Origin of the sequence: Kineococcus lubricus (assembly GCF_050871965.1) — a bacterium.
Classification (GTDB): Bacteria; Actinomycetota; Actinomycetes; order Actinomycetales; family Kineococcaceae; genus Kineococcus.
Window position 1 is genome coordinate 78,982 of sequence record NZ_JBJLSK010000004.1, and the last position, 12,595, is coordinate 91,576.

A 12,595-nucleotide genomic window follows, 5' to 3' on the forward strand; every position below is an offset into this window, starting at 1 on the left:
CACCGGGCAGACTGCTGCCCGTGCGAGCCGTGCAGATCGACCGGACCGGGGGACCGGAGGTCCTCACCGTCACCGACCTCCCCGCGCCCGACCCCGGGCCCGGGCAGGTCCTCGTCGACGTGGAGGCCGCCGGGGTCAACTACATCGACACCTACCGCCGCTCCGGGGTGTACCCGCTGGACCTGCCCGCCGTGCTGGGCAGCGAGGGCGCCGGGCGGGTGCGCGCCACCGGCGAGGGCGTCGAGGGCTTCGCCCCCGGGCAGCTCGTCGCCTGGAAGGAGGCGCCGGGCAGCTACGCCGAGCAGGTGCTCGTCCCCGCCGCCGAGCTCGTGCCCGTGCCCGACGGCGTGGACGCGGCCACCGCCGCGGCCGTGCTCCTGCAGGGCCTGACCGCCCACTACCTCGCCACCGACACCTTCGCGGCCGGCCCGGGCACCTGGGCGCTGGTGCACGCCGGGGCCGGCGGCGTCGGGCTGCTGCTGACGCAGGTGCTGAAGCTGCGCGGGGCGAACGTCCTGACCACCGTGTCCACCCCGGCCAAGGCCGAGCTGTCCCGGGCCGCGGGCGCCGACGACGTCGTCGTCGGCTACGACGGGTCGACCGCCCGGGCCCGCGAGCTCACCGGCGGTGCGGGGGTGGACGTCGTCTACGACAGCGTCGGGAAGGACACCTTCGACGCGAGCCTGGACGCGCTGCGGCCGCGGGGGCTCATGGTGCTGTTCGGCGGGTCCAGCGGGCAGGTGCCGCCCTTCGACGTCCAGCGGCTCAACGCGAAGGGGTCGCTGTTCCTGACCCGCCCCACGCTGGCCTCCTACACCCGCGACCGGGCCGAGCTGCTCGCCCGCACCGACGAGCTGCTCGGCTGGGTCGCCGCGGGCCGCCTCGACGTGCGGGTCGGGCGCACCTACCCCCTCGACGAGGCGCGCCGCGCCCACGAGGACCTCCAGGGGCGGCGCACCACCGGCAAGCTGCTGCTCATCCCCTGACCGCGCCCGCCCCGCGATCAAGGACACCTGTGTCCTTGATCGCGGAGAGGGGAGTCGGGGGGCAGGTCAGCCGACGGCCCCGGCGAGCACGCAGAACTCGTTGCCCTCGGGGTCGGCCAGCACCGTCCAGCCCACCCCGGGGCCCTGCCCGACGTCGACGGGCCGGGCCCCGGCCTCCAGCGCCCGGGACACGACCCGGTCGCGGCCGGGCCCGGCCGCCGTCGCGCGGACGTCCAGGTGCCAGCGGTTCTTCACGCGGTGCGGGGTGGGGGAGGCGACGAACTCCAGGTAGGGGCCGCCGTCGCCGCGCAACCCCGCGACCCGCGCCGAGGAGCGCACCGGGCGCATCCCGGCGAGCGGGGCCCAGAACCCCGCCAGCGCCTGCGGGTCCTGCGCCAGGCAGACGATCGAGGCGACCCGGCCCGTCCCCTCGTACTCCGGCCGGGGGTCCAGGACGCAGAACTCGTTGCCCTCGGGGTCGGCCAGCACCACCCACGGGACGTCGCCCTGGCCGACGTCGGCGCGGGTCGCGCCGAGGTCGAGCAGGTACGCGACCGTCTCGCGCTGGTCGGCGGGGGAGGAGGAGTCCAGGTCCAGGTGCACCCGGTTCGGGCCGGCCCTGGGGCCGGCGCCGGGCACGAAGACCAGGTCCACCCCCGGTTCGCCCTCCGGCGGCACGACGTCGGTCTCGTACCGGTCGGCGTACCCCATCCGCCACTCCAGGGCCTGCCGCCACCAGTGCGCGAGCGGGACGGGGTCGACCGCGTCGACGACGACGTTGACCAGCCGGCTGTCCGGTCGGTCGCTCACCAGGGCCTGCACGGACCGACCGTAGCGGGCTCGCGACACCCCGTGCCCGCTGATCGGGCCAATAGACTCACCGCATGACCCACGTCCTGTCTGCCGTGGCCTGGCCCTACGCCAACGGCCCCCGCCACATCGGTCACGTCGCCGGTTTCGGCGTCCCCTCCGACGTGTTCAGCCGGTACATGCGGATGGCGGGTCACGACGTCCTCATGGTCTCGGGCACCGACGAGCACGGGACGCCGATCCTCGTGCAGGCCGAGCAGGAGGGGCTGACCCCGCAGGGCCTGGCCGACCGCTACAACCGCGTCATCACCGAGGACCTGCAAGGCCTGGGGCTGTCCTACGACCTGTTCACCCGCACCACCACGGCCAACCACTACGCGGTCGTGCAGGAGATGTTCCGCACGGTGCACCGCAACGGCTACATGGTCGCGAAGAAGGGCATGGGCGCGATCTCGCCGTCCACCGGCCGCACCCTGCCCGACCGCTACGTCGAGGGCACCTGCCCCATCTGCGGGTACGACGGCGCGCGCGGGGACCAGTGCGACAACTGCGGCAACCAGCTCGACGCCATCGAGCTGAAGAACCCCCGCAGCCGCATCAACGGCGAGACGCCGGTGTTCGTGGAGACCGAGCACTTCTACCTCGACCTGCCGGCGCTGTCCGAGGCGCTGGGGTCCTGGCTGCAGACCCGCGCGGAGACCGGCCGCTGGCGGACGAACGTCCTGAACTTCTCCCAGAACCTGCTCGCCGACATGAAGCCGCGGGCCATGACCCGCGACATCGACTGGGGCATCCCGGTCCCGCTCGCCGGCTGGGAGGAGAACCCGGCCAAGCGGCTGTACGTGTGGTTCGACGCCGTCATCGGGTACCTGTCCGCGTCGGTCGAGTGGGCCCGCCGCTCCGGCGACGACGACGCCTGGCGCGCGTGGTGGACCGACCCGTCCGCGGAGTCGTACTACTTCATGGGCAAGGACAACATCACGTTCCACTCCCAGATCTGGCCCGCGGAACTGCTGGCCTACGACGGCCGCGGCGCCCGCGGCGGGGAGCCGGGTCCGTTCGGGAACCTCAACCTGCCCACCGAGGTCGTCGCCAGCGAGTTCCTCACCATGGAGGGCAAGCAGTTCTCCTCCAGCCGCGGCGTCGTCATCTACGTCCGCGACGTGCTGGCCCGCTACCAGCCGGACGCGTTGCGGTACTTCATCTCCGCCGCCGGCCCGGAGAACAACGACTCCGACTTCACCTGGCAGGAGTTCGCGACCCGCGCGACGTCCGAGCTGGTCGCCGGCTGGGGGAACCTCGTCAACCGGACGGCCTCGCTCATCGCGAAGAACGTCGGCGAGATCCCCCCGGCGGGCGAGCTCACCGACGCCGACCGCGCGCTGCTGGACACCACCCGCGCGGGGTTCGGCGCCGTCGGGGACCTCATCGAGCACCACCGCCAGCGCGCCGGGCTGGGTGAGGCCATGCGGATCGTCGGGGAGGTCAACAAGTACCTGACCGACCAGGAACCCTGGAAGATCAAGAACTCCGACCCCGAGCGGATGCGGACCGTCCTGCACGTCACCGCGCAGGCCGTCTCGGACTGCCGGACGCTGCTGTCGCCGTACCTGCCGCACTCGGCGCAGAAGGTGCACGAGGCGTTCGGCGGCACCGGCACCGTCTCCCCGCTGCCGGAGCTGCGCGAGGTCACCGACCTCGACGACGGCCGCCCGTACCCGATCCTGACCGGGGACTACCGGCGCGGCTCCGGTGAGGGCGCGACGCTGCCGGAGTGGGCCCCGCGCCCGATCGTGCCGGGCACCCCGGTGGCCGCCCCGACGCCGATCTTCACCAAGCTCGACGTCGCCGCGGTCGTCGAGGAGGAACTGGCGCGGTTGCAGAAGTGAGGTCCGCCCGTCCCCCCGCCCCCGAACCGCTCGCGGTCCCCGTCGTCGACAACCACACGCACCTCGACTCCGAGACCGACGAGGACGTCGAGGCGCTGCTGGCGGCGGCCACGGCGGCGGGGGTGCCGCGCAGCGTCCAGATCGGCTGCGACCTGGACGCGGCGCGCTGGACCGTCGCCGCCCTCGACCGCCACCCGCAGCTGCTCGGCGGCGTCGCGCTGCACCCCAACGAGGTCCCCGGCCTGGTGGCGGCGGGGGAGTTCGACGCGGCGTTCGCCGAGATCGCCGAGCTGGCCCGCCACCCCCGGGTCCGGGTCGTGGGGGAGACCGGCCTGGACTACTTCCGCACCGGGCCCGACGGCGCCGGGGTCCAGCAGGAGTCGTTCCGCGCGCACGTCCAGCTGGCCAAGGACCTCGGCCTGGCGCTGCAGATCCACGACCGCGACGCCCACGAGGACGTCCTGGCGCTGCTGCGGGAGGTGGGGGCGCCGGAGCGCACCGTGTTCCACTGCTTCTCCGGCGACGCCGCGATGGCCCGCGAGTGCGTCGAGGCGGGGTACTACCTCTCCTTCGCGGGCACCGTCACCTTCAAGAACGCCGAGCCGCTGCGCGAGGCCCTGCGCGCCGCACCGCGCGACCGGGTCATGGTGGAGACCGACGCCCCGTACCTGACGCCGACGCCGCACCGGGGCCGCCCGAACGCGGGGTACCTCGTCCCGCTGACGGTGCGGTCCATGGCCGCCACCCTCGGCGCGGACCTGGACGAGCTGTGCGCCACGATCGCCGCCACCACCGAGGCCGTCTACGGCCCCTGGTGAGTCGCGTCACACCGCCTCGATCCCCCTCCCCTGAAAGGGTTCACGGGGTCAAGCGGTCACGGCGGTTTGTCGAAGAGGTCTCGGAGCGGTTACGGTCCGCTCCTGTCGGCCGGATCGAGACGGCCGGGCCACGAGGTGCGCGTGGGGACGGGGGTCCCTCCAGGCGGCGCCGGAGCCCGGATCTCGTGCCCGGGCACATCGTCGAAGGATCCCTCGTGCCGTTCCCGCTCGCCCACGCCGTCCGCCGCTCGTCCCGCACCGTCCGCCTCGTCGCGGGAGGCACCTGCCTGGCCGCCGTGGTCGGCGGCACCGTCGCCTTCACCGCCCTCGACAAGGACGTCGTCATCGACGCGGACGGGCAGCGCACGCAGGCCAGCGCCTTCGGCGGCACCGTCGCCGACCTCCTGGAGGACCAGGGCATCACCGTCGGCGAGCACGACATCGTCGCCCCCTCGGTGGACACCGACCTCGCCGACGGGCAGACCGTCGTGGTCCGCTACGGCCGCGAGCTCACCCTCACCGTCGACGGTGAGACCAAGACCTACTGGACCACCGCGCAGACCGTCGACGCGGCCCTGGCCGACCTCGACGTCCGCGCCGACGGCGCCAAGCTGTCCGCGTCCCGCTCGGAGCCGCTGGGCCGCCAGGGGCTCGCGCTGGACGTGACCACCCCCAAGGCCGTCACCCTCGTCGCCGACGGGCAGACCCGCCAGCTGACCAGCACCGCCGGCAGCGTCGACGAGCTGCTCACCGAGGCCGGCGTGACGATGCGCGAGGGCGACGAGCTGTCCCACGCCGGCGCCGACCGGCTCACCGCGGGCGCCACCGTCACCGTCGTGCGGATCGACCGCTCCACCAGCACCGAGACCGTCGCCATCGGCCACGGCAGCCGCACCGAGCAGACCGACCAGCTGTTCAAGGGTGAGAAGAAGGTCGTCACCGCCGGCGTCGACGGCTCCAAGACCGTCACCTACGCCGACGTGTTCCGCGACGGCGTCCGCTCCGAGCACGTCGCGACCGGCGAGGTCGTCGACGCGGCCCCCGTCGAGGAGGTCGTGCAGGTCGGCACCAAGGCCAAGCCCGTCGCGGCGGCCCCGGCCGCCTCCACCGGCGGCGGCGGCGGGTCCGTCAGCGGCGCCGACGGGCTGAACTGGGGCGCGCTGGCCCAGTGCGAGTCCGGCGGCAACCCCTCGATCGTCTCCGCCAGCGGCAAGTACCACGGCCTGTACCAGTTCTCCGTGTCCACCTGGAAGGCCGTCGGCGGCAGCGGGCTGCCCAGCCAGGCCTCCGCCTCCGAGCAGACGTACCGCGCCAAGCTCCTCTACCAGCGCGCCGGTGCCGGACAATGGCCCGTGTGCGGCAAGAAGCTCTGAGTTCCCTCCTGTCGGCCCGGGACGTCCGCGACCTCGCGGGACGTCTCGGCGTCCGGCCGACCAAGACCCTCGGCCAGAACTTCGTCGTCGACGCCAACACGGTCCGGCGCATCGTGCGGGTCGCCGGCCTGAGCGCCGACGACGTCGTCGTCGAGGTCGGCCCCGGGCTGGGGTCGCTGACCCTGGCCCTGCTCGAGGTCGCCGACCGGGTCGTGGCCGTCGAGATCGACCCGGTGCTCGCGGCGGAACTGCCGGCCACGCTCACCGAGCGGGCCCGGCCCGGTGTCTCCTTCGACGTGGTGCTGTCCGACGCCCTGCAGGTCACCGAGCTGCCCGGGCCGCCGCCCACGGCGCTCGTGGCGAACCTGCCGTACAACGTCGCGGTCCCGGTGCTGCTGACGATGCTGCAGCGCTTCGACACGCTGCGCGGCGGCGTCGTCATGGTCCAGTCCGAGGTCGCCGACCGGCTGGTCGCCGGCCCGGGCAGCCGCACCTACGGGGTCCCCAGCGTCAAGACGGCCTGGTACGCCGAGGCCCGTCGCGCCGGGGCCGTGCCCCCGCCGGTGTTCTGGCCCGTCCCGCGCGTCGACTCCGGCCTGGTGGCCTTCACCCGCCGCCCGGCCCCGCCGACGTCCGCGACGCGCGAGGAGGTCTTCGCCGTCGTCGACGCCGCGTTCGCCCAGCGACGCAAGACGCTGCGCGCGGCGCTGGCGACGTGGGCCGGGTCCCCGGCCCGGGCCGAGGAGGTCCTGCGGGCCGCCGGCGTCGACCCCTCCACCCGCGGGGAGCAGCTGGCGGTCGGGGACTTCGCCCGCATCGCGGCCGCCGCGAAGGAGTCCTGACCGTGCCCGGCCCCGCGACGGGCGCCTCCGTCACCGCGCAGGCCCCCGCCAAGGTGAACCTGCTGCTGCGGGTCGGGCCGCTGCGGCCCGACGGCTTCCACGACCTCGTCACCGTCTTCCAGGCCGTCTCGCTGTTCGAGGAGGTCACCGCCACCCCGGCGCAGCGGTGGGGGGTCTCGGTGGAGTCCGTCGGCGGGACCGACGTGTCCGGCGTCCCGCTCGACGAGTCCAACCTCGCGCTGCGCGCGGCGCGCGCGCTCGCCGCCCGCGCCGGTCTCGACGAGCCCGTCCACCTGCACGTGCGCAAGGGCGTGCCCGTCGCCGGCGGCATGGCCGGCGGATCGGCCGATGCGGCGGCGGCGCTGGTGGCCTGCGACGCGCTGTGGCAGCTGCGGACCGGCCTGGACGGACTGGCCGCCCTGGGGGCCGAGCTCGGCTCCGACGTCCCCTTCGGCCTGCACGGGCGCACCGCCGTCGGCACCGGCCGGGGCGAGCAGCTGGTGCCGGTCCTGACGACCGCGGGGTTCGCGTGGGTGTTCGTGCTGGGCGCCGCGGGGTTGTCCACACCCGCCGTGTTCGGCGAGTGCGACCGGCTGCGGGCCCTGGACGGCTGGAGCGAGCCGGCCGACGACGACCGGCTCGAGGCCGTCGAGTTCGCCGTGCGCAGCGGGGACCCCGCGGTGCTGGGCGCGGCCCTGTCCAACGACCTGGCCGAGGCGGCGTGCTCGCTGGCCCCGGAGCTGACGCGGACGCTGCGCGCGGGGCAGCGGGCCGGGGCGGTGGCCGGGGTCGTCTCCGGTTCCGGGCCGACGGTGGCGCTCCTGGCGTCCTCGGCCGACGCCGCGCAGGACCTGGCCCGCGACCTGGCGCCCGTCGTCGGCGCCGACCGGTTGCGGGTCGCGACCGGTCCCGTCCCCGGCGCCCGGGTGCTGGAGCCCGTGGCCTGACGCGTGGCCCGAAGGCCCGCCCGGCGGCCTAGGCGACGAGCTCGGACAGCTCCAGCCAGCGCTCCTCCAGGGCCGCGACCTCGGCCTCCAGCGTCCGCAGCCCCTCGGCGAGCCGCATGGTCCCCTCGTAGTCGGACGGGTCGGCCTCGGCCATCTTCCGGTGGACGGTCTCGATCTCGCCGGTCAGCTTGTCGAGGCGGCGCTCGGCGGCCGTCATCTCCTTCTGCGCCGCCCGCAGCTGCGCCCCGCTCAGCCCGGCCGGCTCCGCGGACCGGGCCGGCGGCGCGCTCGCGGCCGCGGCCGCGCCGTCGGCCGCCGCGCGCAGCCGCAGGTACTCCTCGAACCCGCCCGGCAGGTGCCGCAGCCGGCCCTGCAGGACGGCGTACTGCTGGTCGGTGACGCGGTCGACGAAGTACCGGTCGTGCGAGACGACGACCAGGGTGCCCGGCCAGGTGTCCAGGACGTCCTCCATCGCGGCCAGCATGTCCACGTCGAGGTCGTTGGTCGGTTCGTCCAGGATGAGGACGTTCGGCTCGGACAGCAGCACCAGCAGCAGGTGCAGCCGGCGGGCCTGGCCGCCGGAGAGGTCGCCGACGCGGGCGGACAGGTGCTCGCGGGCGAAGCCCAGGCGTTCCAGCAGCTGCGCGGGGGTCATCTCCTTGCCGTCGATCTGGAACGTCGTCCGCGTGCGGGCCAGGACCTCGCGGACGCGGTCGCCGGCGATGTCGGCCAGTTCGCGGAACTGCTGGTCGAGGATCCCGATCCGCACCGTCGTGCCGGTCTTGACCCGCCCCGACGTCGGCTGCAGGGTGCCGGCGATGAGCGACAGCAGCGTCGACTTGCCGGACCCGTTAGCCCCCAGGATCCCGGTGCGCTCACCGGGGGCGATGCGCCACTCGACGTCGCGCAGCACCTCCTTGTCGCCGAAGGAGACGCCGACGCCGAGCAGGTCGACGACGTCCTTGCCGAGCCGGGCGGTGGCCAGCCGGGACAGCTCCACCCGGTCGCGCGGCGGGGGGACGTCGGCGATGAGCTCGTTGGCGGCCTCGATGCGGAACTTCGGCTTGGAGGTGCGCGCGGGGGCGCCGCGACGCAGCCAGGCCAGCTCCTTCTTCATGAGGTTCTGCCGCTTGGCCTCGGCCGAGGCGGCCTGCCGGTCGCGCTCGACGCGCTGCAGGACGTAGGCGGCGTACCCGCCCTCGAAGGGCTCGACGACCCGGTCGTGCACCTCCCACGTCGCGGTGCAGACCTCGTCGAGGAACCACCGGTCGTGGGTGACGACGAGCAGGGCGCCGTCGTTCGCGGCCCACCGGCCCTTGAGGTGGGCGGCGAGCCAGGCGATGCCCTCGACGTCGAGGTGGTTGGTGGGCTCGTCGAGGATCAGGACGTCCCAGTCGCCGATGAGGACGGCCGCGAGCGCCACGCGGCGGCGCTGGCCGCCGGACAGGTCGCCGACGCGGGCGTCCCAGGCGATGTCGGCCACCAGGCCGGCGATGACGTCGCGGACCCGGGGGTCGCCGGCCCACACGTGCTCGTCGAGGTCGCCGACGACGCTGTGCCCGACGGTGGCCGAGGGGTCCAGGTCGTCGTTCTGGTCCAGGACGCCGACGCTGACGCCGCCGCGGCGGGTGACGCGGCCGCCGTGCGGTTCGACGCGGCCCGACAGCAGCCCCAGGAGGCTGGACTTGCCATCGCCGTTGCGCCCGACGACGCCGATGCGGTCCCCCTCGTCGACGCCGAGGGTGATCGACTCGAAGACGACGCGGGTGGGGTGTTCGAGACGGAGCGCTTCGCCGCCGAGCAGGTGTGCCACCGCACCAGGGTAGGTCTCCCGCGGGGAGGGGGATCACTCGCGAGTTTGATCACTCTCCGCAGTGGTTGATGACCATTGCGTCGAACGGGTGAGCCCAACCGGTCGAATAGTGCGCCCCGAGCGTGACAGGGACTGCCACCCCTTGCGTCGTTCGGGTGGCTGTCTACTACTCTCTGCCACGCACCGGTGGTCCCGTGGGGGCGAGGACCGCGGGTGCCGCCCCCGGTGTCCGGTGGGCGACGCACCAGTCCAGGGGGGACTTTGAGCATCAGCGACATGCCCGGCGCCAGAACGTCACCGGGTGAGCTGGAGGACCAGCTCCTCGGCACCTCACCAGCGGACGAGACCGCGGACGCCGTGCGTCGCGAACGTCTGCTCGTTCCCCGTCAGCGCACGGCCCTCGGCCTCGCCGAGCGCACGCCGGCCTGGCAGCGCACCTACGTCCAGAAGATCGTCGCGGTCGACGCGCTGTCGGCCGCCTTCGCAGCGTTCGTCGGCTTCTTCGCCCGCTTCAACGAGTCCCCGGCGGACCTGTCCACCACCTCCGGCCGCGCCGTCGTGGCGTGCGCGGTGCTGCTGCCGGTCATCTGGGTCGTGGCGATGGGCGCCCTGCGCACCTACGAGCCGCGCTTCCTGGGGGTCGGCTCGGAGGAGTTCCACCGCGTCCTGACCGCGGGCCTGGCGGTGGTCGCCCTCGTGGGCACCAGCTCCTGGGCCTTCGGTCTGGAGATCGCCCGCGGGTACGTCGTCGTGGCGTTCCCCATCGCGATCTTCCTGACCCTCATCGGCCGGTACGCGCTGCGCCAGCAGCTGCACGCCCGCCGCACCCGTGGCGAGGCCAGCCAGACCGTCGTCGCCGTCGGCCACCGCGCCGCCGTCGCCGGCATGGCCCGCCAGCTGCACCGCGCCAGCTACCACGGCATGCGCATCGTCGGGGCCTGCGTCCCCGGCGGCCGCGGCACCGCCGAGGAGGACGCCGAGCTGCGCGCCCTGGGCATCCCGGTCATCGGCAGCCTCGACGACGTCCGGCACGCCGTGACGAGCGTGGACGCCGACGTCGTGGCCGTCACCGCCTGCCCCGAGCTCGACGGCCCCGGCCTGCGCCGGCTCGGCTGGGAGCTGGAGGCCACCCGCGCCGACCTCGTCGTCGCCCCGGCCCTCACCGAGGTCATCGGGCCGCGCGTCGCGATCCGTCCCGTCTGCGGCCTGCCGCTGCTGCACGTCGAGCGCCCCGAGCTCGAGGGCGTCCGCCGGCTGGCCAAGACCACCGTCGACCGCGTCAGCGCCGGTCTGGCCCTGGTCGTGCTGAGTCCGCTGTTCCTGGCCCTGGCGATCGTCATCAAGCTCGACAGCAAGGGCCCGGTCTTCTTCCAGCAGCAGCGCGTCGGCAAGGACGGCAAGACCTTCCCGATGATGAAGTTCCGCTCGATGGTCACCGACGCGGAGAAGCTGCTCATCGACCTGCGCGACTCCACCGACGGCAACGGCGTGCTGTTCAAGATGAAGGTCGACCCGCGCATCACGCGCATCGGCCGCGTCCTGCGCCGCTACTCCCTCGACGAGCTGCCCCAGCTGATCAACGTCGTCCGCGGCGAGATGTCGCTGGTCGGCCCGCGCCCGCCGCTGCAGAAGGAGGTCGACGAGTACGGCTACGACATGCGTCGCCGCCTGCTGGTCAAGCCGGGCCTGACGGGTCTGTGGCAGATCAACGGCCGCTCCGACCTCGACTGGGACGAGTCGGTCCGCCTCGACGTCCGCTACGTCGAGAACTGGTCCTTCACCTTCGACTTCATGATCCTGTGGAAGACCGCCGGGGCCGTGCTCCGCGGCCGCGGGGCCTACTGACGGACCCGCCTCACCCCTCGAAGGGCGCCGACACCCGACGCAGCAGCGTCGCGAGTGCTCGGCGCTCTTCGCGTCCCAGGACGTCCAGCATCCGGTGCTCGGCGTCCACGAGGTCGGCCAGCGCCGCGTCCACGACCGCCGCCCCGGCCACCGTCAGCCGCACCCGGACGCTGCGCCCGTCGTCGGGGTCGGGCCGCCGGTCCACCAGGCCCCGCCGCACCAGCCGGTCGACGCGGTTGGTCATCGTGCCGCTCGTCACGAGCGTCTCGACCAGCAGCTGCCCGGGGGACAGCTCGTGCGGGGCACCGGCCCGGCGCAGCGCGGCGAGGACGTCGAACTCCCACGTCTCCAGCTCGTGCGCGCTGAACGCGTCGCGCCGCAACCGGTCCAGGTGCCGGGCCAGCCGGGCGACGCGGGACAGCACCTCCAGCGGCTCGACGTCGAGCTGGGGGGCCTCGCGCCGCCAGGCGGCGACGATGAGGTCGACCTCGTCGCTCCCCGCGGGGTCGCCGAGGGTTTCGGGTGTCACAGCGCGACCCTAGTGCTCGGCACCCGGGCCGTCGGCGACGCGCGCCCGGGCGGACAGCCGCGGCTCCGGCTCCAGCCCGGTCAGGCCGTTCCAGGCGAGGTTCACCAGGTGCGCGGCGACCTCCTCCTTGCCCGGTTCGCGGGTGTCCAGCCACCACTGCCCGGTCACCGCGATCATCCCCACGAGCATCTGGGCGTACATCCCCGAGCGCTCGGGGGCGTACCCGCGGGCGGCGAAGGCGTCGACGAGCAGGTGCTCCACCTGCCGGGCGATGTCGGAGATGAGGCTGGCGAAGGTGCCGGTGGGCTGGGTGACGGGGGAGTCGCGGAGCAGGATCCGGAACCCCTCGGTGGAGGCGTCGATGTAGTCGAGCAGCGCGACGGTCGCCCGCTCCAGCAGCGTCCGCGGTGACCCCCGGCCGGACAGGGCCCGGGTGATCGCCCCCAGCAGCGCCGCGATCTCGCGGTCGACGACGACCGCGTACAGCCCCTCCTTGCCGCCGAAGTGCTCGTACACCACGGGTTTGGAGACCCCCGCGGCGGCCGCGATCTCCTCCACGGTCGTGCCCTCGACGCCCTTGGCGGCGAACAGCGAGCGGCCCACGCCGATGAGCTGCTCCCGGCGCTCCCCGCCGGTCATGCGGGCGCGGGGACGGGTGGCGGACACGGCACCATCCTGCCGGACGGGTGTCCGGCGCCGGCCGGGGGAGCTGGCAGGATGGGCGGGCACGGTGCTCGACGCAC

The 12,595-nt window shown here is 74.3% G+C and carries 11 protein-coding genes; 7 read left to right on the forward strand and 4 right to left on the reverse strand.

The features are described from left to right. Positions 1-20 precede the first annotated feature (20 nt). Entirely contained in the window at positions 21-986 is a 966-nt protein-coding gene (locus ACRYRX_RS04125) for a quinone oxidoreductase family protein (RefSeq protein WP_432510542.1), read from the forward strand. A gap of 66 nt (positions 987-1,052) precedes the next feature. Here the strand turns inward: ACRYRX_RS04125 and ACRYRX_RS04130 are convergent, their stop codons facing one another. Continuing rightward, entirely contained in the window at positions 1,053-1,808 is a 756-nt protein-coding gene (locus tag ACRYRX_RS04130; protein WP_432510543.1) for a VOC family protein, read from the reverse strand. Positions 1,809-1,870: 62 nt separating this feature from the next. Between ACRYRX_RS04130 and metG the strand changes: the two genes are divergently transcribed. The 5 genes from metG (at position 1,871) to ACRYRX_RS04155 (ending at position 7,665) form a co-directional block, all read left to right on the forward strand. After that, entirely contained in the window at positions 1,871-3,685 is a 1,815-nt protein-coding gene (gene metG, locus ACRYRX_RS04135; protein ID WP_432510545.1) for a methionine--tRNA ligase, read from the forward strand. After that, positions 3,682-4,503, forward strand: coding sequence for a TatD family hydrolase (locus ACRYRX_RS04140; protein ID WP_432510546.1), 822 nt, complete (start codon positions 3,682-3,684; stop codon positions 4,501-4,503). The genes metG and ACRYRX_RS04140 overlap by 4 nt, the downstream gene beginning before the upstream one ends. 215 nt (positions 4,504-4,718) lie before the next feature. After that, positions 4,719-5,876 (forward strand): ubiquitin-like domain-containing protein, encoded by a 1,158-nt coding sequence (locus ACRYRX_RS04145; RefSeq protein WP_432510547.1) that lies wholly within the window; start codon positions 4,719-4,721, stop codon positions 5,874-5,876. After that, positions 5,849-6,718, forward strand: a complete 870-nt coding sequence (rsmA, locus tag ACRYRX_RS04150; RefSeq protein ID WP_432510548.1) for a 16S rRNA (adenine(1518)-N(6)/adenine(1519)-N(6))-dimethyltransferase RsmA — start codon at positions 5,849-5,851, stop codon at positions 6,716-6,718. Before ACRYRX_RS04145 ends, rsmA begins: the two co-directional genes overlap by 28 nt. Continuing rightward, entirely contained in the window at positions 6,715-7,665 is a 951-nt protein-coding gene (locus ACRYRX_RS04155; RefSeq protein WP_432510667.1) for a 4-(cytidine 5'-diphospho)-2-C-methyl-D-erythritol kinase, read from the forward strand. The genes rsmA and ACRYRX_RS04155 overlap by 4 nt, the downstream gene beginning before the upstream one ends. 28 nt (positions 7,666-7,693) lie before the next feature. On the opposite strand, the gene ACRYRX_RS04160 is transcribed toward ACRYRX_RS04155, so the two are convergent. Beyond that, positions 7,694-9,478: an ABC-F family ATP-binding cassette domain-containing protein gene (locus ACRYRX_RS04160; RefSeq protein WP_432510549.1), complete on the reverse strand. Its 1,785-nt coding sequence runs from the start codon at positions 9,476-9,478 to the stop codon at positions 7,694-7,696. 276 nt (positions 9,479-9,754) lie between these two features. On the opposite strand from ACRYRX_RS04160, the gene ACRYRX_RS04165 reads away from it, so the two are divergent. Continuing rightward, the gene (locus ACRYRX_RS04165; protein ID WP_432510550.1) at positions 9,755-11,323 is read left to right on the forward strand and encodes a sugar transferase; all 1,569 of its coding nucleotides are present in this window, start codon (positions 9,755-9,757) and stop codon (positions 11,321-11,323) included. 10 nt (positions 11,324-11,333) lie between these two features. Here the strand turns inward: ACRYRX_RS04165 and ACRYRX_RS04170 are convergent, their stop codons facing one another. Then, positions 11,334-11,852, reverse strand: a complete 519-nt coding sequence (locus ACRYRX_RS04170; protein WP_432510551.1) for a MarR family winged helix-turn-helix transcriptional regulator — start codon at positions 11,850-11,852, stop codon at positions 11,334-11,336. 9 nt (positions 11,853-11,861) lie between these two features. Continuing rightward, positions 11,862-12,491 carry a TetR family transcriptional regulator gene (locus ACRYRX_RS04175; RefSeq protein WP_432510668.1) on the reverse strand — a complete coding sequence of 210 codons (630 nt, stop codon included), beginning with the start codon at positions 12,489-12,491 and terminating at the stop codon, positions 11,862-11,864. Positions 12,492-12,595 lie beyond the last annotated feature (104 nt).